The organism is Novosphingobium terrae, from assembly GCF_017163935.1.
Lineage (GTDB): Bacteria > Pseudomonadota > Alphaproteobacteria > Sphingomonadales > Sphingomonadaceae > Novosphingobium > Novosphingobium terrae.
Window position 1 is genome coordinate 1,870,777 of sequence record NZ_JABVZR010000002.1, and the last position, 21,337, is coordinate 1,892,113.

At 66.2% G+C, this 21,337-nt stretch carries 17 protein-coding genes and 1 pseudogene; 12 read left to right on the forward strand and 6 right to left on the reverse strand.

Annotated features, from left to right (window positions below; translation table 11 throughout):
• The first annotated feature begins 347 nt into the window (after window positions 1-347).
• From HGK27_RS26190 to HGK27_RS26225, 9 genes and pseudogenes are all read left to right on the forward strand, one after another.
• Window positions 348-1,265 (forward strand): alpha/beta fold hydrolase, encoded by a 918-nt coding sequence (locus HGK27_RS26190; protein ID WP_206243755.1) that lies wholly within the window; start codon window positions 348-350, stop codon window positions 1,263-1,265.
• Window positions 1,262-1,753, forward strand: a complete 492-nt coding sequence (locus tag HGK27_RS26195) for a cupin domain-containing protein (protein ID WP_206243756.1) — start codon at window positions 1,262-1,264, stop codon at window positions 1,751-1,753. Before HGK27_RS26190 ends, HGK27_RS26195 begins: the two co-directional genes overlap by 4 nt.
• Complete coding sequence (locus tag HGK27_RS26200) at window positions 1,750-2,361, forward strand: hydrolase (protein ID WP_206243757.1); 612 nt, start codon at window positions 1,750-1,752, stop codon at window positions 2,359-2,361. Before HGK27_RS26195 ends, HGK27_RS26200 begins: the two co-directional genes overlap by 4 nt.
• A 47-nt stretch (window positions 2,362-2,408) precedes the next feature.
• Window positions 2,409-3,119 (forward strand): SDR family oxidoreductase, encoded by a 711-nt coding sequence (bdcA, locus tag HGK27_RS26205; RefSeq protein WP_206243758.1) that lies wholly within the window; start codon window positions 2,409-2,411, stop codon window positions 3,117-3,119.
• A 61-nt stretch (window positions 3,120-3,180) separates the two neighbouring features.
• A complete protein-coding gene (locus HGK27_RS26210; RefSeq protein WP_206243759.1) occupies window positions 3,181-3,960 on the forward strand; it encodes an SDR family NAD(P)-dependent oxidoreductase in 780 nt (259 codons plus the stop codon).
• 149 nt (window positions 3,961-4,109) lie between these two features.
• Complete coding sequence (locus HGK27_RS26215; protein WP_206243760.1) at window positions 4,110-6,161, forward strand: ligand-binding sensor domain-containing protein; 2,052 nt, start codon at window positions 4,110-4,112, stop codon at window positions 6,159-6,161.
• 12 nt (window positions 6,162-6,173) lie between these two features.
• Window positions 6,174-6,266 (forward strand): annotated as a pseudogene (locus HGK27_RS31485) (triple tyrosine motif-containing protein); the annotation flags it as partial.
• 21 nt (window positions 6,267-6,287) lie between these two features.
• Entirely contained in the window at window positions 6,288-7,100 is an 813-nt protein-coding gene (locus HGK27_RS26220; RefSeq protein ID WP_206243761.1) for a sensor histidine kinase, read from the forward strand.
• Window positions 7,088-7,729 carry a response regulator transcription factor gene (locus tag HGK27_RS26225; RefSeq protein ID WP_206243762.1) on the forward strand — a complete coding sequence of 214 codons (642 nt, stop codon included), beginning with the start codon at window positions 7,088-7,090 and terminating at the stop codon, window positions 7,727-7,729. Before HGK27_RS26220 ends, HGK27_RS26225 begins: the two co-directional genes overlap by 13 nt.
• Before the next feature lie 117 nt (window positions 7,730-7,846).
• On the opposite strand, the gene HGK27_RS26230 is transcribed toward HGK27_RS26225, so the two are convergent.
• The 6 genes from HGK27_RS26230 to HGK27_RS26255 all read right to left on the reverse strand — a co-directional run bounded on the left by HGK27_RS26230 (window position 7,847) and on the right by HGK27_RS26255 (window position 15,929).
• The gene (locus HGK27_RS26230; RefSeq protein WP_206243763.1) at window positions 7,847-10,063 is read right to left on the reverse strand and encodes a beta-glucosidase; all 2,217 of its coding nucleotides are present in this window, start codon (window positions 10,061-10,063) and stop codon (window positions 7,847-7,849) included.
• 118 nt (window positions 10,064-10,181) lie between these two features.
• The gene (locus tag HGK27_RS26235) at window positions 10,182-12,017 is read right to left on the reverse strand and encodes a beta-L-arabinofuranosidase domain-containing protein (protein ID WP_206243764.1); all 1,836 of its coding nucleotides are present in this window, start codon (window positions 12,015-12,017) and stop codon (window positions 10,182-10,184) included.
• A 310-nt stretch (window positions 12,018-12,327) separates the two neighbouring features.
• Window positions 12,328-12,852: a G/U mismatch-specific DNA glycosylase gene (gene mug, locus HGK27_RS26240; RefSeq protein ID WP_206245566.1), complete on the reverse strand. Its 525-nt coding sequence runs from the start codon at window positions 12,850-12,852 to the stop codon at window positions 12,328-12,330.
• Between the two features lie 84 nt (window positions 12,853-12,936).
• On the reverse strand, window positions 12,937-13,977 hold the full coding sequence (locus tag HGK27_RS26245; RefSeq protein ID WP_206243765.1) for a class 1 fructose-bisphosphatase: 1,041 nt from the start codon (window positions 13,975-13,977) through the stop codon (window positions 12,937-12,939).
• Window positions 13,978-14,037: 60 nt separating this feature from the next.
• Window positions 14,038-14,880, reverse strand: coding sequence for a shikimate 5-dehydrogenase (locus HGK27_RS26250; RefSeq protein ID WP_206243766.1), 843 nt, complete (start codon window positions 14,878-14,880; stop codon window positions 14,038-14,040).
• A complete protein-coding gene (locus HGK27_RS26255; protein ID WP_206243767.1) occupies window positions 14,877-15,929 on the reverse strand; it encodes a LacI family DNA-binding transcriptional regulator in 1,053 nt (350 codons plus the stop codon). Before HGK27_RS26255 ends, HGK27_RS26250 begins: the two co-directional genes overlap by 4 nt.
• 214 nt (window positions 15,930-16,143) lie before the next feature.
• On the opposite strand from HGK27_RS26255, the gene ptsP reads away from it, so the two are divergent.
• The 3 genes from ptsP to HGK27_RS26270 are packed head-to-tail and all read left to right on the forward strand — an operon-like array spanning window position 16,144 to window position 21,313.
• A complete protein-coding gene (gene ptsP, locus HGK27_RS26260; RefSeq protein WP_241127867.1) occupies window positions 16,144-18,621 on the forward strand; it encodes a phosphoenolpyruvate--protein phosphotransferase in 2,478 nt (825 codons plus the stop codon).
• Window positions 18,621-19,610, forward strand: coding sequence for a 1-phosphofructokinase (gene pfkB, locus HGK27_RS26265; protein WP_206243769.1), 990 nt, complete (start codon window positions 18,621-18,623; stop codon window positions 19,608-19,610). The genes ptsP and pfkB overlap by 1 nt, the downstream gene beginning before the upstream one ends.
• Complete coding sequence (locus HGK27_RS26270; RefSeq protein ID WP_206243770.1) at window positions 19,607-21,313, forward strand: PTS fructose transporter subunit IIC; 1,707 nt, start codon at window positions 19,607-19,609, stop codon at window positions 21,311-21,313. Before pfkB ends, HGK27_RS26270 begins: the two co-directional genes overlap by 4 nt.
• Window positions 21,314-21,337: the final 24 nt, after the last annotated feature.

The window sequence follows — 21,337 nt, forward strand, 5'->3', positions numbered from 1 at the left end:
AGCGGCCTCGTCACCGCATGGCCCGGGCTTCGCTGAAAGGCCCGTTCGGGCGCCCCCGCATCCTTATACCCGTTCGGGTAAGGCCCCCGACCCGCCCTGGGATTGAAGGTTGACCGCCGGGCGAGGACAGTAGCTGCCGCCATCACCGTGGCCGTCACCGTCCAAAGGAGAAGCGATGCTCAAAGCCGTTCTGGCGGCCCCCACGCTTTGCCCTGTGGCAACCGTGCCAGCCCCCGTGCCAGCCTGAGTTCCCCCCGTTCCCGCATTCCGGTCGCGCGCCATAAGTCACAGGCGAGATTCTCCCCGGATTGCCCATCTGCCGTGCCCTGAAGCCCGAGGAGATTGCTATGCTACGCATGCTCGCGACCAGCCTGGTCGCCCTGGTGTCCGCCGCTTCGGCCGACGCCGGGGTTCCGCCATTTCCAGCAGCGTGCAAAGTTCAGGAGGTGGCGACCAACGCCACCTCGCTGCATGTTCGTGTCTGCGGCAGCGGGCCTGCGGTCGTGCTGCTGCATGGCTATGGTGAAACCGGCGATATGTGGGCGCCGCTGGCCGCCAACCTTGCGCGTGATCACACGGTCATCGTGCCGGATCTGCGCGGCATGGGGCTCTCGGCGCGGCCGGCGGGCGGGTATGACAAGAAAACGCAGGGCTATGATATCGCTGGCGTGCTTGACGCGCTGAAGGTCGGTCAGGTCGATCTCGTCACCCATGATATCGGCAATATGGTCGGTTTCGCCTTTGCCGCCGAGCATCGCGACCGGGTGAAGGCCTTCGTGCTGATGGATGCGCCGCTGCCCGGCGTCGGCCCCTGGGATGAGATCCTGAAAAGCCCGCTGCTCTGGCACTTCCGCTTTGGCGGCCCCGATATGGAGCGGCTGGTCGCCGGTCGCGAGCGCATCTATCTCGACCGCTTCTGGAACGATTTTTCCGCCGATCCCAGGAAGTTCGATGAAGAGTCCCGCGAGCATTACGCCGCGCTCTATGCAAGGCCGGGCGCGATGCATGCCGGTTTCGAGCAGTTCAAGGCCTTCGATCAGGACGTCAAGGACGATCAGGCCTTTCTGGCGTCGGGCAAGCTGGCGATGCCGGTTCTGGCCATTGGCGGCGATCACTCCTTCGGCCCGATGATGGCGGTGGTGATGCGCGCTGCGGCCACCCATGTGCAGGAGGCTGTCGTGCGCGACTCCGGCCACTGGCTGATGGAGGAGCAGCCCGCGCAAACCGTCTCGGTGATCCGCACCTTCCTGGACGCGCAAAAGTGAGCCGGGTTCTGCTGCCCGCGCTCCTGCTGGCTGCCACGGCGGCGAGTGGAGTCCAAGCCGCGCCCCGTGGCGAGATCCGCCTGACACAGGCCGAAATCGCGGCGCAGCATCGCGCGTCCGGCGGGCCGGGCACCTCGGGCGTCGCGGGCATCCAGACCATCGTGCTGGCCGGCGATCCGACGGCTGCGGGGCCTTACACCATCGAATTGCGCGTTCCCGCCAACACCAAAATCGCGGCTCACACGCACCGTGACAACCGCACCGCCGTGGTCGTCTCCGGCATCTGGCATTTCGGTTATGGCGCGGTCGCCACCGCCTCGGCGACGAAGGCGCTGGGGCCGGGCAGCTTCTACAGCGAGCCGGGCGGCGATGCTCATTTCGCGATGACAGGGGCCACCCCGGTCACGGTCATCATCAGCGGCTTCGGCCCCACCGACACCCACTTCATCGAAGCAGGGCATGAAGCGAAGAAGGAGAAACAGCCATGACCTCACCCGCCATCGCCCGTGATCCTGTCAAGGATCACATGCTGACGCCGGACAATGCGGCGCTGATCATCATCGATTTCCAGCCGGTGCAGGTCGGCTCGATCGTGACGATGAACAAGCGGCTGCTGGTGAAGAATGTCACCGCGCTGGCCCGCACCGCCAAACTCTATGGGCTTCCAGTTGTTCTCTCGACGGTCAATGTCGCGACCGGGCGCAACATGCCGACGATCCATCAGATCACCGATGTGCTGCCCGATGCGTCCCCCATTGATCGCACATCGATCAACGCATGGGAGGACGAGGATTTCGTGGCCGCGGTGAAAGCCACCGGCCGGTCCAAACTGATCATGGTGGCGCTGTGGACCGAGGTGTGCCTGGTCTTCCCGGCGCTCGACGCCTTGCGCGAAGGCTATGAGGTCTTTGCTGTCGTCGATGCCGTGGCTGGCACGTCCGACGTGGCGCATCGGGTCGGAATTCATCGCCTGGTTCAGGCGGGTGCCGTTCCCGTCAGCTGGATACAGGTCGCCTGCGAACTCCAGCGTGACTGGGCGCGCGATGCGACCACTGCCGGCTTTGCGGACATCGTCTTCGCCGAAGTCGGCCACTGACCGTGACAAGCAGCCTTCTTTCAATCCCGATCTCGATGGAAAGTCCCATGACCGAAGAAAAACGCAATGTTCTCGTCATCGGCGGAAGCCGTGGTATCGGCGCCGCCATCGTCCAGCGCTTCGCCGATGCGGGCGATCTCGTGACCTTCACCTATGCCGGTTCCGCCGATGCCGCAGCGGCGCTTCAGGACAGGACGGGGGCGGTTGCGGTCCGCTCGGATGCGGCGGATCGCGAGGCTGTGATCACAGCGGTCAAGTCGCAGGGCAAGCTCGATGTCCTCGTGGTCAATGCCGGGGCGCTCGTGCTGGGTAATCCGCTTGAACTCGATGCCGACGCGGTCGACCGGATGATCGATCTCAATGTCCGCGCGCCCTATCATGCGGCGGTGGAAGCTGCCCGCAAGATGAGGGATGGCGGGCGCATCATCATCATCGGTTCGGTCAATGGTGACCGGATGCCCTTTGAAGGCGGCGCGGCCTATGCGCTGACCAAATCGGCGATGCAGGGCATGGCGCGCGGTCTGGCGCGGGATTTCGGGGCGCGGGGCATCACCGTCAATGTCGTCCAGCCCGGGCCGACCGACACCGATATGAACCCCGCCGATGGCCCGATGAGCGCGGTCATGCACAGCTTCATGGCCATCAAGCGCCATGTGCGCCCCACGGAAGTGGCGGGCATGGTGGCCTGGCTCGCGGGGCCGGATGCGGGCGCGGTGACGGGCGCGCTGCACACCATCGATGGCGGGTTTGGCGCCTGAAGCCTTGAACCGGGGCCGATGCGATGCCCCTTTTTCGCAATCCGATCAAAGGACAATGCGCATGAACATCAATCTCAGCGGCAAGACCGCGCTTGTCACCGGTTCGACTGAGGGCATTGGTTTCGCCATCGCGCAGGGGCTGGCGCAAGCCGGGGCCACGGTGATCATCAATGGCCGCACGCAAGCGAAAGTCGAGGCGGCGGTGGCGCGCATCGGTGGCAGCGCGCGCGGCGTGGCAGCCGATCTGGGCACCGCCGCCGGGCATGGCCAACTGGTCAAGGCAGAGCCGCAGGCGGATATTGTCGTGAGCAATCTGGGCATTTTCCAGCCCGTCGATTTCTTCGACACCGATGACGCGATCTGGGACCGCCATTGGCAGATCAATGTGATGGCCGGTGTGCGGCTCGCCCGGGCCTATCTGCCCGGGATGCAGGCCAGCGGCTGGGGACGTTTCCTGCTGCTCGGCTCGGAATCCGCCTTCAACATTCCGGCGGACATGATCCACTACGGCGTCAGCAAGACCGCCGATGTCGCGCTGGCCCGAGGGCTCGCCAAGCGCATGGCGGGAACCGGTGTGACGGTGAACTCCGTTCTGCCCGGGCCGACATTGTCGGAAGGCGTGGCCGCGATGCTGGAGCATGAACGCGCCGCATCGGGCCAACCGATCGAGGAGGTCGCGGCGGCTTTCGTGCGCGCCTCCCGCTCGACCTCGATCATCCAGCGTGCGGCGAGCGTCGAGGAGGTCGCCAATATGTTCGTCTATCTCGCGTCACCACAGGCTTCGGCGACCACCGGCGCGGCGTTGCGCGTCGATGGCGGGGTGATTGATACGCTGATGTGATCCGAAAGATGGCGTTTGCCGATTGTCGGGGCGGCAGGCTTTGGTAAGAGGTTTTCAGGGGCAGAAGGGGGTGTCGGCTCCGACGGGGGAAAGCCAGTCGCATGATCCGGTCTTGCGTGACCAGAATGGGGCCATTCGCGCTTCTGGCGATGTCATCGCTCGTGAGCGCGGTGTGCTTTGCGCAATCCTCCTCCCCCGGTTTCGAGGCGTTCAAACACGTTCGCGCTGCTGCCGATGATGGCGCGCCCGATGGCCTGCTGCGCATTGCCCAGACCGCCGATGGTTACATCTGGCTCGCCGGTGACGCGCTCTATCGCTTCGACGGCGCGACCTTCGAGCGGATCGACTGGCCGCAGGGCTCAGGCAAGCGGCGCGCCTCGCCATCGACGCTGATGGTGAGCGACCGGGGCGAACTCTGGGTCGGCTTGCGTGATACGGGTGGCGTCGCCGTGTACCGTCAGGGCGCCCTGCGCGACATGCACATGCCTGATCCGCCGCGCGGGCTGGCCGCTTTGGCACAAGCGCCCGACGGAACGCTATGGGCATCCTCCATGAGCCTCGACAAGCGGCTGCAGCGCAGACACGGCAACCAGTGGGAGCGGGTGGACGAGACGCTGGCACTGCCGCGCGGCTACATCATGGATCTGATCCCCGCGCGAGACGGCAGGCTGTGGGTCGCGCTGAGCGCCGAGAATGGCGAAAGCGGCACGCTGGCTTTTCTGGACCCCACGGCGACGCATTTTCAGACGGTGCCTGTGGCGCTTTCCGGGCGGCCCAAGATCGCGCTCGATCACAGCGGTGCGCTCTGGATTTCGGATGCAACCGGCACCCGCATGTTTCTCGACGCCAGCGGCAAGCGCAAACAGCCTGCCATCAGCTTTCCGCCCGTGCCCGGTGTCACCCGGGCCGCCCTCGCGTTCGATCGCAACGGTGGCCTGTGGGGCACCACGGCGTCTGTGGGGATTTTCTACATCGCCAAACCCTATGCGCCGTCTGCCGGGCCTGCCGCGCAGGTCAGCCGGTTCGGCGCGGCCAACGGCCTGACGTCCGACACCAGCTATGCGCCCTTTGTCGACCGCGAGGGCAATGTCTGGATCACAACCGAAAGCGGCATCGACCAGTTTCGCCGGGCGGCGGCCCAGCAGGACCCCGCCATATCCGCCGATCCCGAACATGGGCTCTCGATGGCGCGGGCGAGTGACGGCAGCATCTATGTCGGGTCGCGCCGGACGGTGTTTCGTGTGCCCTCGAACGGGCCTGCGGCTCCGGTTCTGAAGCTGGCCACGGACGAAATTTCGATGTGTACGGCGCGAGCCGGGGGCGTCTGGGTTATCGAACCGCGGGGCCAGCTCATCCTGCTGCAGGGCACACGCGTGCGACGGTTTCCCGGCTATCCGGGCGGCGAAGCGAGGATCGCCTGCGCCGAAGATGCCTCTGGCCGTCTTTGGCTGGCCGTTGCCAGCGGTACGCTTCTGTGGCGGGATGCGGCAGGCTGGCATCGGGCCGGCGGGCTCCTTGCGGACCTCAAGGTCTGGGATTTGACGAGGACGCAGTCAGGCGATCTTGCGCTGGTCATTCCGCCTGACATCGCCCTTCTGCATGGCAACCGGCTTGAGAGGATCAGCCTTGGGCAGGCCGGGATCGGAACGCCCTGGGCGCTGATGGCGGGCAATGGCGCGGGCTCGCAAGACCTTTTTATCAGCGGTAGCGCCGGTCTGGCCCGGAAACGCGGAAACCAGCTGCGTCATCTCGACGAGCGGCGTTTCCCCTGGATCACCTGGGTCAGGACGCTCCAGCAGACCGTGGACGGCAAGACCTGGCTGTTCAGCCGGGCCGGCGTGTATGAAGTCGCCACGGCCGATCTGGATCGCGCTTTCGACGATCCCCACGCGCCGCTGCCTGTCACCAAATTCGACGCTCTGGACGGCTTGGCGAGCACGGTTCAGCAGGGTGGCTTCATGGGGCAGCAATCCGCCGTGGGGGCAGACGGCAGGCTCTGGTTCCTCAACCGGCAGGGCGCGGCCTTTTTCGACCCCGCGAAACTCCAGCCGAACAGCATGCCGCCCCCGGTGACGATCCGCTCCCTTGAAAGCAATGGGGGGACATGGCGCGATCCGGTGCATGTCGTGCTTCCCGGGGGGACGCGCACCGTCAACATCGCCTATGCCGGGCTGAGTTTCACGGTGCCTCAGCGCGTGTAGTTCCGGTATAGGCTGCAGGGCGTTGATGACGCCTGGGTCGATGCGGGTGCGCGGCGGACGGCGTCCTACACCAACCTTGGGCCGGGCCGCTACCTCTTCCGCGTCATCGCGCGCAACAGCGATGGGGTGTGGAACAGCAAGGGGGCCACGCTGGCCTTCGAGATCGAACCCACTTTCGTGCAGAGCTGGCCGTTCAAGCTGATCTGCGCGGCGGCGCTGCTGGCGCTGATGTGGCTGGCTTATTCTTTCCGCCTGCGCACCCTTGCCGACCGTATCCGCATGCGGATGGCCGAACGCGCGGAGGAGCGCGAGAGGATTGCGCGTGAACTGCATGATACATTGCTGCAGTCGGTTCAGTCGCTTACGCTTCGCTTTCAGCTCGCCGCCGACGATCTGCCGGAGGAGATGCCCGTGCGTGCCTCGCTCATCACCGCGATCGATATCGCCGACAAGGTCATCGCTGAAGGCCGTGACCGGGTTCGCGAATTGCGCACGCAGCAGGATGGCGATCTGCAGCAGATCCTATGCGACCTCATCGCCAGGATCGAGTTCGGCTCAGCCGTGACCGTGGCGATCACCTCGGATGGAGAGGCGCGGTCCCTCGACCCGGCGGCGCTTGACGAGATCATCCGGATTGCCGGGGAGGCGCTGTTCAACATTCACCGCCACGCCCATGCCACGCAGGTGGCGGTGGCCTTGCACCACGGCGCGAATTTGCAGATCCGCTTTGCGGACAATGGGCTTGGCATCGATGCCGAGGTCGCCCGGGCGGGTGGCAAGGCGGGCCATTACGGCTTGCTTGGCATGAGCGAACGCGCGCGGCGGTTGCGTGGCCGTCTTGTCATCCGCCCGCAGCCCGATCGGGGGACCGAAGTGGTGCTGACGGTGCCCGGGGCGATCGCATACAAACCGCGCACACCTCGACCATGGAGTTCATGATGCCTCCTCCCATCCGCGTCCTGATTGTCGATGACCATCCGATGGTGCGTGACGGGATCGCTGCGCTGCTCGGGCGACAGCCTGACATGGAGGCCATCGGCGAAGCCTGCAATGGCATCGAGGCCGTGGAGAAATTTCGTGAACTGTCGCCCGATCTGACGCTGATGGATGTGCAGATGCCGGGGATGGGCGGGGTCGAGGCCATTGCGGAGATACGCCGCCTCTCCCCCGATGCCCGCGTTCTGGTGCTGACCACCTATCCTGGCGATGCGAATGCGGCGCGCGCCATAAGGGCTGGCGCCGCGGGCTATCTTCTCAAGAATGCCATTCGGGGCGAGCTGACGGATGCGATCCGTTCGGTTCATGCTGGCCGCCGCGCCCTATCGGCAGACATTGCGCATGAAATTGCCACGCATGCTCTGGATATGGCGCTCACCGAACGCGACATCGAGGTGCTTCGGTTGGTTGCCGACGGCCATGCCAACAAGGAAATTGCCTGGCGGTTGAACCTGTCGACCGATACGATCAAGGCGCAGCTGAAGACGATCTTCGAAAAGCTTGGCGTTCATGATCGCACCCATGCCGTCACCGTCGCGGCGCGGCGCGGCTATATCAATCCTTTCTTGTGACAGGCTGCCGGGGGAAGGTCGTTCCAGAGCTTGAAGGGCAGCCCTATCGGACGCAGGCTGGAAGACCTTGCCCCTACCGTTTCGATAGGGGCAAGGCTTCCGTCTTTTACCAGCGCCTTAGCGCTTCTTTTCGGCACCGCCCGGATGCCAATCCACCGGGAGGGTCTGTTCGGGCAGCACGATCGTGCTGCTCTCGCCCGGTTCGGTCGCGGATTGTGCAAGGCTGATGGTGTAGCTGCCCGCCGCGATCCGCCAGCGATGGTTTGCCTCATCCCAGCGCGCCAGCAGGCGCGGATCGATGGCCACGCTGACCTCCCGGCTCTGCCCGGGTTCCAGCGTCACCTTCTGCCAGCCGCCAAGCCGCTTGGGGGCTTCCCATCCGGCAGCCGGAGCCGCCGCGACATAGATTTGCGGCACGGCGGCGCCCCGTCGCTGCCCTGTGTTGGTCACCCGGACATGCGCGATCACGCCCGCGCCTTCGCGCGCAACCTGCAATCCGGAGGCGGTGAAGCTGGTATAGGACAGGCCGTGGCCGAAGGGGAAGGCCGGTTTCAGCCCCTTGGCCTCGAACCATTTGTACCCGACCGTGGCGCCCTCGGTGTAGGTGACATCGCCGCCATGCGGGGCCTCGTGGTGAGGCAGCTGCCCAAGATCCGCCGGAAAGGTCACCGGCAAATGGCCTGAGGGGTTGGCCACGCCGAACAGCAGGTTGGCGATGGCCTCGCCCCCGGCGGTGCCCGGATACCACGCCTCAAGGATCGCGCCGACCTGATCGCGCCATGGGGTCAGGACCGGCCCGCCGCTTTCCAGAACCACCACGGTTTTGGGCTGCGCTGCGGCCACGGATTGGATCAGCGCATCCTGATCTCCATCCAGCGTGAGGTTGACGTCAAAGCCCTCGCCCGCCCATTGCGTGCCGAACACCAGCGCGACATCGCTGCTTTTGGCAAGGGCGGCGGCCTGAGCCGGGTCGGTTCCGTCAGCGAAGTGGATCGTGGCATTGGGCGCCAGCTTCCGGATCGCCTCAAGCGGGGAGGAGGGATCGTAAATGACCGGCCCCGGCCAGGAGGTCGGCGTCAGGCCGGGCACGGCATTGCCGCCGCGCGGATAGACCGCGGAGGACCCGCCCCCGGCCAGCACGCCCTTGTCCGCATGGCCGCCGATGATGGCAATGGAGCGGATGTTCGGCCCCAGCGGCAGCAGGCTGTGCCTGTTCTGCAGCAGCACCGCGCCGGCCTCGGCATCGGCGCGGGTGACTTGGGCATGGGCGGCATAGTCGATGGTGGCGGATTGGTCGCTGGTCGGCTTGTCGAGCAGGCCGTTGGCCACCATGGCGCGCACAACCCGCCGCGCCATCTGCGTCAGGCGCGCCTCGCTGACCTGACCGGCAGCGACGGCCTTCTTCAGCGGCTCTGCGAAATAGGGCGCATCGTCGAAGGGATAGCCCGATTCCTGATCGAGCCCTGCTTGCGCGGCCTGCACTGTGGAATGGGTCGCCCCCCAGTCGCTCATGACAAAGCCCGGCCATTTCCAGTCATGGCGCAGCACCTGAGTGAGCAGGAAAGGGTTCTCGCAGGCGCGGACGCCATCGACCTTGTTGTAAGAGCACATCACCGAGCCGGGCGCCCCATGCTCGATGCCAAACTGGAAGGCCAGCAGGTCTGACATGCGTGCCGCGCTATGATCGATCAGCACATTGCTGGTGCCGTTGCGCTCGGTCTCCTGATCGTTGAGCGCGTAATGCTTGATCGTGGCGATCACGCCGTTCGACTGGATACCGGCGATCTGCTCGCCGACCATGACGCCTGCCAGCAGCGGGTCCTCGCCGCCATATTCGAAGCCCCGCCCATTGCGCGGCTCACGCAGGAGATCGACTCCGCCCGCGAGCATCACATTGAAGCCCGAGCGTTTGGCCTCGTCTCCGATCATCGCGCCGCCCTTGCGGGCCATGTCCGGGTCCCAGCTGGCGGCCGTGGCGATCCCGGCGGGCAGCGAGCTGCGCAGGCGCTTCTCCTTTGCGGCGCCCTGCGTCGCCACCCCCACGCCCGCATCGGTCTGCCACTGCGGCGGGATGCCCAGCCTTGGAATGCCCGGCACGAAGCCTGCTGATCCATCCAGCGCCAGCGGCGGGCGCGCATAATGGTTGCGGCTGGCATCATCGGTGCCGAACAGGCCGAAGACCAGCGTGAGCTTTTCGTCCCGCGTCATCTTCGCGATCAGCGCATCCGTCCGCGCGTCCACGGGGGATTGCGGAGTGGCCGTTTGTGCGGACAGGCTTGAGGAAAGGCCACTCGCCAGAAGCATGGCCGCGGCAGGCAGGATCGACTTCACCATTTTTTCTCCGATTGGCTTCAGGCTTTTGTCGTCGCATCGTTTTATGCGAAAAACCGGTTCCCACTTTTTCGCACGATGCTTAGGGCCCGGCAGGATTGACGTGGACGGGGTGCGGCGCTCAGGCCGCGTCGAGGATGCTGCGTTGGTAGAGGCGCGAGGGTTCTCCGCCCAAAGCGAAATAGGGCTTGAACACCGCCTTGCCGGTGGCATCGTTCAGCAGCCATTCGGTGGCGCCGGGGGCGGCTTGCCGCAGCTGCAGCAGATCGCGCTGATGATGGAGGGCAAAGCGGTCGCCCGTCGCGAAGAGGGCGAGCGGGCCCTGAACCAGTGCGACGCGGTCCGCATGATGGGCATCGACGGCTTCCAGACGCAGAGGGAGATCGAAGCGCAGGTCAACCTTGTCGCCGCTCTGCCATGTGCGCGTGATGGTCAGAAAGCGGCCAGCGGTGGCCTCGGTGACATCCCGTCCATTCACGGCCACTTGCGTCCCGGGCCCGGCCCAGGCCGGAATGCGCAGCCGCAGCGCCATCGCCACCGGGCGCGGCGCCTCGATATGCAGCGCCATGCTGGGCTCCAATGGGTAATTGCCTTGCTGGGTCAGCGTCAGCAGCGGTTCGCCATGCCTGCGCCAGACCGCCCGGGAGGGGGTGTAGAGATTGACGAAAAGCCCCTTGTCGTCACGCAGATAGGCGCTGATGCCATAGTCCGCCGTGAGTTGCCCGATCGATCCCGCGCAACAGGGGCAACTCGATTCATAGTAAGATTTGGCGCCGATATCGTTATAATCGGCGTAATATTGGCCGATGCCATCGGATCGCAGGGGAAGCAGGCCAAGCGCGGCATTGTAGAACAGCTTCTCCATGCCATCGCCATAGCGGCTGTCCTGCGTGACGCGCATCAGAGCGCGCGCCACCTTGAAATGGCCGTAAGTGCCGCAGGGTGCTTCAAAGGTGCGATGCGTGCTGCTCAGGCTGGCGCCGAGGCCGCCCGAACCGGCTTCTATGAAGCTTTCGTCAGGGCCCCAGCCGCCGGTGGCAAAGCTCTGCGCGATGACGAAAGCCATGCCGTTGCGCGCTGCGGCCAACAGGGCAGGATCATGCTCATGGAGGTAGCCGCGCATGGCCGAGGCCAACGCATTGACATGGCTGTAGGCGTGACGGCCCGCCAGCACATTGCGCCCGGCGGCCAGCGGATCGAGGTAGCTTTCCCGCAGCAGATAGGCTGGCGCCATGGTGCGGAAGCGATCCCCGGCGCCCGCCTTGGCGGCAAGATAGAGATTTTCGGCCAGCGTGTAGGTTTCGTCCCAGCCGAAGGCGACATTGGGCCTGGCGTTCACCTGGGTTTCGGCGCGGTCCAGCGCCTTGCCCGGCAGATAGGGCAGCACGGCCTGCGTGGTGGGGTCGATCAACTGCAGGGCCTGCCGATTGCCGGTGAAGCGGAAGGCATCGATCAGGCCGATCATCAGCTTGTCGTAAGTATAGGCCGGAATGGGATAATTGGCATAGAATTTGGGTGAGATGGTGGGCGCATAGGCGGCAACCAGCCGCTCCACCTTCTGGCGCGCGCGCTGATCGCCGGTCACCGCATGGCCGCGCGCCAGCGCCGACAGATACTGGCCGAAGCTGTGGCCGGGGATATAGCCGGTCAAATTGCCCGGCGGGTTGAAGGAGGGATCGGGATCATACCAGCCGCCCAGTGCGGGGCCGGGGGTCGGGAGTCCGACGGCAGCGCGGAAGGGGCGCAGCAGCGCATCGTCACTCATGTTGATCACGGCGTCGAGGGTTTGGTCCGCCTGCTGACGCGCCCTGCCATCGAGCAGGGTGACATCGCCATAGTCCGGCTCATCGAGCATTGTGGCGCCTTGCGCGGGCATTGAGGCGCCCCCGGGATTTGTCAGAGTAGAACTGGCCATCGCCGCCGCCCCGGCAAGCACGCCACGCCTGTCGATGTCCACGCTGCATCCTCCCATTTCCGGAGCGGCTGGGGCTGATCCCGTCGCTCACTGAGCTTTTCTTCTTATATCATTGAAAATTGAAACGAAAAATCTTCGAATCAATTTGAGGAGAGGGTTTCCCTTTCCCTGTGTCCGCAATCTACGGGCCGAATTCAAAAATTCAATTTTGTTTTTAATTAAAGCCTCCCATCCACCGCGAAGGTCGGGTGAAAAATTGTCCGACAAGAAGGGGCGCCGCAGGACATCATCAGGAGGCTGAAAATCTCAAGGCGGCAGCGGATGATGGTGCTGGGCTGGCGTTCCAGCCGATCTATCGTGGAACCTGCGCGCCAAATGCAGCATATCTCAACTGCTGATAGGCCTCGATGAGCTGGTCGAGATCGAAGCTGCGGTTTCTTCCACTCGGATTGGGCAGGACCCACGCCTTCGCCCCCGCAATCATCGCTGCCTGCGCGCCCCACGCCACCGATCGCTGGCCGGAAAGCCCGGCGAAAGCAGGCTTGCCCAGAAAAGCAACGAAGGCCGGAGCATGCCGCGCCACCTTGCGCTGAAACTCACCCGCTGCGGCGCGATATTCCTCCGGATCGAGCTGATCCTCCCGCGCCGTGACCCGCTCGACCACAGTCGTCAGGCCGCAGCCGTGATGCAGGATCGTATGGCTGTCCTGAGGGGCGATCTGATGCGGGGTGAAGCCGGAGAGATGCATCACCCGCCAGAACCGATTGCCCCGCCCCGCGAAATGATGCCCGGTTGCCGCCGCCAGCAAACCCGGATTGATCCCGCAGAACAGCACCTTCAGCTTCGGCCCGATCACATCGGGCAGGCTCATGGACAGATCATCGCGACGGCCATCAGCAAGAAGGCATTCTCCACCCACCGAGGGCTTGTCCGCGCAAGCCCTCGACCAGACGCATCCATGTTACCCCGGGATCAGGGCGGACTTTGCGCTCTCCGCCGTGGCGGCGGCAACCTCGGCCCGGTCGCCCAGCACCACGCCCACGCGCTGATGCAGCCCATGCGGCACCAGATCGAGGATGCGGGTTTCACCATCTGTGGCCGCGCCCCCGGCCTGTTCGATCAGGAAGGCCATGGGGTTGGCCTCATACATCAGGCGCAGGCGCGCCTTGCCCGGCTTGCGCGCATCCGCCGGATAGAGAAACACGCCGCCGCGCTTCAGGATACGGTGGACATCGGCCACCATCGATCCGGTCCAGCGCATGTTGTAATCCTCGCCCAGCGGACCCTCGGACCCGGCCACGCGCTGCTCGACATACTGCGCCACATGGTCCGACCACTGGCGGCGGTTGGAGGCGTTGATGGCGAATTCGCGCTTGCCCTGCGGCATCTGCATCGGCCCGTCGGTCATGCGCCAGGCGCCCACTTCGCGGTCCAGCGTGAACTCATAGACGCCCGTGCCCAGCGTCAGCACCAGCAGCGCCTGCGGGCCATAGATGGCATAGCCCGCCGCCACCTGCGTGGTGCCCGGCTGCAGGAAGTCCTCCTCGGTCACCTGCCGCCCGGCGACCTCATGCGGCGCCTTGAGCACCGAGAAGATCGTGCCCACCGACAGGTCGACATCGATGTTGCTCGACCCGTCGATGGGATCGAACATCAGCAGATATTCGCCCTTGGGATAGCGGTTGGGGATGAGGTGGATCGTCTCCATCTCTTCGGAAGCCATCGCCGCCAGATGGCCGCCCCACTCATTGGCGTCGAGCAGCAGCTCGTTGGCGATGACGTCCAGCTTCTTCTGGACCTCGCCCTGAACGTTTTCCTGGCCCAGGCTGCCCAGAACCTCGCCCAGCGCGCCCTTGGAAATGGCATGGCTGATCGTCTTGCAGGCGCGCGCCACGGTTTCGATCAGCAGGCGCAGCTCACCGGGGAGCACATTCTGCTCGCGTTGCTGCTCGATCAGGAAGCGGGTCAGGGTTGGATGGCGAGGCGCTGGGGAAAGGGTCATGCGGAAGCCTTTTTTCGGGGAGAGGGGCGGTGTGGCTTACGGTTATAGGGGGCTAATGTTTCACAATGCCAGCTTGGCGGCAACCGCTTCACCATGGGCCAAAGCCGCAGCAGCGCGAATTTGCTCGGGCCAGGGCCTTGTGCCGGTGTACAGCACGAATTGCTCCACCGCCTGAAGCACGATCACCTCCGCGCCGGAGATGATGGTCTTGCCCGCGGCCTGCGCGGCCTTGAGGAAAGGCGTGTCGGCGGGCTGGGCCACCACGTCGAAGGCGGTCTGGCAGGCCTCGATCCAGTCCTGCGGAAAGGCCAGATCGGCGCTGTTGGCGCCTTCCATGCCCAGCGGGGTGACGTTGATCAGCAAGGGGGCGGGGTTGGCGGGCAGATCGGCGCTCCATGCATAGCCATAGGCCTGCGCCAGCGCCTTGCCGCGCGCCTCATTGCGGGCCACGATGGTGCCCTGCGCAAAGCCCAGCCCGTGCAGCGCGGCGGCCACCGCCTTGGCCATGCCGCCGCTGCCGCGCAGCACGAAGGGCGTGACCGGATCGATGGCGCGGCGCTCCAGCAGGTCGCGCACGGCGATGTAATCGGTGTTGTAGCCGGTCAGCACGCCGCCATCGTTGACGATGGTGTTCACGCTCTCGATCACGGCGGCGGAGGGCTCCAGCGCATCGATCAGCGGGATCACATCCTCCTTGAAGGGCATGGAGATCGCGCAGCCGCGAATGGAGAGCGCGCGAATGCCGCCGATCGCCGCGGGCAGATCCTTGGTGGAGAAGGATTTGTAGACGAAATCCAGCCCCAGCGCCTCATAGAGCGCATTGTGCAGCCGCGATCCGGCATTGCCGGGCCGGGCCGAGAGCGACATGCAGAGCTGGGTGTCGCGACCGATGGGCGGTTTCATGGCTGTGTTTCCTTGAGAGGCTGTGAAGGGCGATGCTGTTGAACTTTAAGCGTTGAGCCGCCGGAGATCAGGCGCCCGGCCAGCACCACCTTGCGGGCGGGAAGGTCGGGATGCTCCAGCCGGTCGAGCAGCATGGTCATGGCCGTGCGCCCGATTTCCGCCACAGGCTGCTCGATCACCGACAGGCCGTCGCCCACGAATTCCATCCAGTCTTCGTGATCGAAGCCGGTCAGGGCCAGATCGCGCGGCACCTCCAGCCCGGCCAGACGCACGGCGCGCAACACCGCCATCAGCATCACGCCATTGCTGGCGACCAGCGCCTGCGGGCGCTCCTGCCGGGCCAGCAGGGCGCCGACGCTGCGGGCCGTCTCGTCGGAGCCGTGAGGCACGGTGATCGCCTCGGCCTGCAGCCCCAGGCGCTGGGCGGCCTGCTCGAAACCGGCGCGGCGTTCGGCGCCGGTGCTGCTGGCGGCGCCGAACAGACCGGCGATGCGGGTAAAGCCGCGTTCATGCAGATGCGCGACCAGCCGGGCGGCCATGGCTTCATTGTCCAGCACCACGCTGTCATGCGCCATGCCCCTTGCGGTGCGGTCGATCAGGACCATCGGAAAATCGGGGGCGGCGCGCGTTGCATGGTCCAGCCCGGCGCGGGTGGGCGCCAGAATGACGCCCGCCACGCGCTCTTCCTGCATCAGCTCCAGATACATCGCTTCCTTGGCCGGATCTTCGTCCGTGTTGCAGAAGATGACGCGCTGGCCATGCGAATAGGCGATGTCCTCCACCACCCGCGACACGGCGGTGAAGAAGGGGTTGCGGATATCGGCCACGATCAACCCGATGGTGTTGGTATGGCGTGAACGCAGGCGGCGCGCGGCCAGATTGGGGCGATAGCCCACGGCCTTGACGGCAGCCTGCACCCGCTCATGCAGATCGGCGGCCACCGTGCGGCCCGAGAGCACGCGCGAGACCGTTGCGGGCGAGACCTGCGCGAGTCGCGCCACGTCCTTGATGCCGACCTTGGTGTTGTCGCCTTTCACGCTGACAGCCATGGGAAACGTTTTCTCCTCATCCCGCATATTCTCTGTGCTCTTGGCCGTGAGATTGCCCGATAATCATCCTCTTCCGCAAGAGGCCTTGACAAATTTTTGAGAAAACGTTTTCTAAAGGGCAGGCGACGACACAAATCGCCCCGGAGAGGTTCGAGATATGCTGGACGTTACCCCCACTGCCGTTGACCTGCATCCCGTGCGGAGCGACCCGGATATGCTGGACATGGTGCGCATCGATGCAAGCGCCACCGGCAAGGAAGACGCCATCCGGCAGGCCGGGCAGATGCTGGCAGCGGCGGGCTGTGTGGCGCCCGGATACGAAACCAGCATGATCGCACGCGAATCCGTGGCGAACACCTATCTCGGCTCGGGCGTGGCGATCCCGCACGGGCTGGGTGAGGACAAGGGGCTGGTGCGCCGCGATGGCGTGGTGGTGCTGCAATTCGTCGAGGGCATCGAATGGAATCCCGGCCAGATCGCCCATCTGGTGGTCGGCATCGCCGCCAATTCAGACAGCCATATCACCATCCTGCGCCGCCTGACCCGGCTGATTCAGGATGAGACGCGGCTCAAGCAACTGTCCACCACCACCGATGCGGCCCTGATCGCTCAGGCGCTTCAGGACGATGCGGCGCCCGTGGCACAGCAGCAGGCGCAGGATCTGGCTGAAACGATCGGCTGGGTGGTCGATTATCCCACCGGCCTGCATGCCCGCCCGGCCTCGGCCTGGGCCGAGGCGGCCAAGGCCAGCGAGGCGGCCCTGCGCGTGCGTCATGGCGGCGAGATGGCCGATCCGCGCAATCTGATCGCCCTGCTGCAACTGGGGCTGAAGGCCGGGGATGAGGTGGTTCTCTCGGCCTCCGGCAAGGATGCCGCCGCCGCGCTTCAGGCCTTCCATCGCGCCGTCATCCGCCTGACCCCGCGCGAAAAGGCCGATGCCGCGCGCGCCGCCGAAAAAGCCGACAAACCGGTGCATGGCTGGACCCCGCCGGGGATGCCGCAGATGATCGGCGGCGTTTCGGCCAGCCCCGGCCTGGCGATCGGCACGGTGCATGTGTTGGCCTCCGCCGATTTGCAGGTGGCCGATGTGCCGGTGGATCTGGCCGGCGGCGGGGCTCAGCTCAACGATGCGCTGCTGCGCACCCGCGCGCAGATGGTTGCGCTGATCGATGACACCACGCGCCGTCTGGGCGCGGGCGAGGCAGCGATCTTCAAGGCGCAGGCCACGCTGCTTGACGACACCGACCTCATCACCCTGACCTGCCAGATGATGGTGGAAGGCCATGGTGTCGCCTGGTCATGGCATCAGGCGGTGGAGCGCATGGCGCAGCAACTGTCCGCGCTGGGCAATCCCGTGCTGGCGGCGCGCGCCGCCGACCTTCAGGATGTAGGCCGCCGCGTGCTGGCGCAGATCGATCCCGGCCTTGGCATCGGCACGCTGGCCGATCTGCCGGATGCGCCCTGCATTCTGGTGGCCGACGATCTTTCGCCCTCCGACACCGCCGTGCTGGACACCGCCAAGGTGGTGGGCATCGCCACCGCGCTGGGCGGGCCGACCTCGCACAGCGCCATTCTGGCGCGCACGCTGGGCATTCCTTCCGTGGTGGCGGGCGGGGCGCAATTGCTCAGCCTGGCGGCGGGCGGTACGGCGATTGTCGATGGCGATGCGGGGCGGGTGTGGCTCAACCCTTCGGATGAGGATCTGGCCTCGGCCCGCGCGTGGATCGAGCGCAAGGAAGCCCAGCGGCTGGAGCAGGAGGCCGAACGCAGCCGCCCCGCCGAAACCCGCGACGGCATCTCCATCGCCATCGGCGCCAACATCAACCGCCCCGATCAGGCGCCTTTCGCTCTGGCGCAGGGCGGTGAGGGTGTTGGCCTGATGCGCACCGAATTCCTCTTCCTCGAAGCGGGCGACACGCCTTCCGAGGAGGAACAATTCGCCATCTATCGCGGCATGATCGAGGCTCTGGGAGACCGCCTGCTGATCGTGCGCGCGCTGGACATCGGCGGTGACAAGCAGGTGCCGCATCTCGACCTGCCCAGGGAGGAGAACCCCTTCCTTGGCGTGCGCGGGGCGCGTCTGCTGCTGCGTCGGCCCGATCTGCTCGATCCGCAATTGCGCGCGCTGTACCGCGCGGCGGCGCTGGGCGGCGATCTCTCGATCATGTTCCCGATGATCACCTCCGTGCCCGAACTGATCACCCTGCGCGAACGCTGCGAGGCGATCCGCGCCGAGCTGGACGCCCCCCATGTGCCCATCGGCATCATGATCGAGGTGCCTGCTGCCGCCGTGGTCTCGCATGCGCTGGCCGCGCATGCCGATTTCTTCTCGATCGGCACCAATGACCTCACGCAATATGCGCTGGCCATCGACCGCCAGAACCCCGAACTCGCCAGCGAGGCTGACAGCCTGCATCCCGCCGTGCTGCGCCTGATCGCCATGACGGTGGAGGGCGCCAAGGCCCACAACCGCTGGGTCGGCGTGTGCGGCGGCATCGCGGGCGATCCCTTTGGCGCCGCGCTGCTGGCGGGCCTTGGCGTCACCGAACTGTCGATGACGCCGCGAGACATTCCCGCCGTCAAGGCGCGCATCCGTGCCAGCACGATGGGCGATCTTCAGGCGCTGGCCGCCCGGGCGCTGGCCGCGCACACCGCCGCCGATGTGCGTGCCTTGAACAGCGGAGACCTGTGATGACATCCCCCAAGCGCGTGGCCACGGTCACCTTCAACCCGGCCATCGACCAGACCGTCACCGTCGGCCATCTGACGCGCGGCGAGGTTCATCGCGCCCAGTCGGTGCGGCAGGACCCGGGCGGCAAGGGCGTGAATGTGGCCAGCTGTCTGGCCGACTGGGGCGTGCCGGTCACCGTCTTCGGCCTGCTCGGCGCCGACAATGCCGCGCCCTTCGAGGCGCTCTGCGCCGCCAAGCCGATCACAGACCGTTTCGAGCGCCTGCCCGGCGCCACCCGCGTCAACATCAAGATCGTCGACGATGGCGAGACGACCGATATCAATATGGATGGCCTGTCGGTCGATGAGGCGGCCAGCGAGCGCGTTCTGGCCGCCGTGGAGGCTTTTGCCGCGCCCGATGCCCTGATCGTGCTTTCTGGCAGTCTGCCCCCGGGATGCGATGCGGGCATCTATGCCACCATGGTCGCGCGGCTGCGCGCGGCTGGGGCCAGGGTGCTGCTCGACACCAGCGGCGTGCCGCTCAGCCTCGCGCTGAAGGCCGCTGTGCTGCCCGATATCGTCAAGCCCAACCGGCGCGAACTGGCGGCCTGGGCAGGAGAGCCGCTCGACAGCCTCGCGGATGTGGTGCGTTGCGGCCAACGCCTGCGCGCGGGCGGTGTCGCTCTGGTGGTGGTCTCGATGGGCGAGGAGGGCGCGCTGTTCCTCTCCGATGAGGGCGTGCTGCTGGCGCGCCTCTCCGCCGGGGATCTGGCCAGCACCGTGGGTGCGGGCGATGCGATGGTGGCCGGCCTTGCCGCTGCCGCCATCGAGGGCGCAGGGCTGGAGCGGATTGCCCGCCTCGCTACCGCTTTTGCCGTGGCCAAGCTGGGGCGGCCCGGCCCGCATCTGCCCGATCTGGGCACCGTCCATGCGCTGAGCGAGGACGTGACGATCACCACCATCACCGCGACCGAAGCCATCGGCGCGGACGGGACAGGAGAGGCCCGATGACCAAAATCTTTGCCATTGTCGAGGCGGGCGAAACCGGCGTGTCCGGCGTGCTGGCCGGGGAGGCGCTGCGCCGCGCGGCAAGCCGCCGCAACCAGAGCGCCGAGATCGAATTGCGCACCGCGCAGGGCGTGATCAATCCGGTGGAGCCGCAGGATGGCGCGCCGCTGCTGTTCGTGGCTCCGGACGGTCTGGCCGATCCGCAGGTCGAGGCGCGGGCGCATCATCGCCTGAGCGTCGAGGCCGTGCTGGCCGATCCCGATGCCGCGCTGGAGGCGGCGCTGGCGGGGTCCGTGCCCGTGCAGCAGGGTTTGGCACGCCCGCGTATCGTGGCCGTCACCTCTTGCCCCACCGGCATTGCCCATACGTTCATGGCCGCCGAGGGGCTGACCGCAGGGGCGCGCCAGCTCGGCTATGATCTGCATGTCGAGACTCAGGGCTCGGTGGGGGCGGGCAATCCGCTCTCCGCGCAGGATATTGCCGAGGCCGATGTGGTGTTGATCGCCGCCGACCGCGAGGTGGACCGCAGCCGCTTTGCCGGCAAGCGCGTCTTCGTTTCCAACACGAAGCCCGCGATCACCGGCGGCGCTGCGCTGATCGAAAAGGCGCTGGCCGAGGCGGTGGTGGAAGCCGGCGCGGTGGCCAGCAGCGGCGGGGCCGAAGTCTCCGCCAAGCGCGCGGGCCCCTACAAGCATCTGATGACCGGCGTCTCCTTCATGCTACCCTTTGTGGTGGCGGGCGGCTTGCTGATCGCGCTGGCCTTTGCGCTGGGCGGCATTCACGCCAATGAGGACAGCGCGGCGGGCACGCTGGCGCATGCTCTCTTCACCATTGGCGCCAAGGGCGGCTTTGCGCTGATCGTGCCCGCGCTGGCGGGCTATATCGCCTTTTCCATCGCCGACCGGCCCGGCATCGCGCCAGGCATGATCGGCGGCATGCTGGCGGCCAATCTGGGCGCAGGCTTTCTGGGCGGCATTGTGGCCGGTTTTATCGCGGGTTACGGCGTCGATGCGCTCAACCGGCTGATCGTGCTGCCCAAAAATCTGGCGGGCCTGAAGCCCGTACTGATCCTGCCTCTGCTGGGCACGCTGCTGACGGGTCTGTTGATGGTCTATGCGGTCGGCGCGCCGGTGGCGGCGGCGCTGGCCTTCATGACCGAATGGCTGCGCTCCATGCAGGGATCGAGCGCCGTGCTGCTGGGCGTCATTCTGGGCTTGATGATGGCCTTTGACGTGGGCGGCCCGGTGAACAAGGCGGCCTATGCCTTCTCGGTCGCGCTGATCTCCAGCCAGGTCTACACGCCGATGGCTGCCGTGATGGCCGCAGGCATGACGCCGCCGCTGGGCATCGCTCTGGCCACGCGCCTCTTTGCCAACCGCTTCACCACCGAGGAGCGCGAGGCGGGCAGTGCCGCTGCTGTGCTGGGGCTGGCCTTCGTGTCGGAGGGGGCGATCCCCTTTGCCGCGCGCGATCCCTTCCGGGTGATCCCCTCGCTGATGGCGGGCTCGGCTCTGGCGGGGGCGATCTCCATGGCCTTCGGTGTCGAGCTGCGCGTGCCGCATGGCGGCATCTTCGTGCTGCCCATTCCCGGCGCGGTGACGCATCTGGGCGGTTTTGCCCTGGCTCTGGTGGCGGGCATGGGGCTGAGCGCCGTGCTGGTCGGGCTGCTCAAGCGCCCGGTGAGCGGCGCTTTGGCCGCCGCCTGAACCGCAGCCTTCCATAAAACGGTA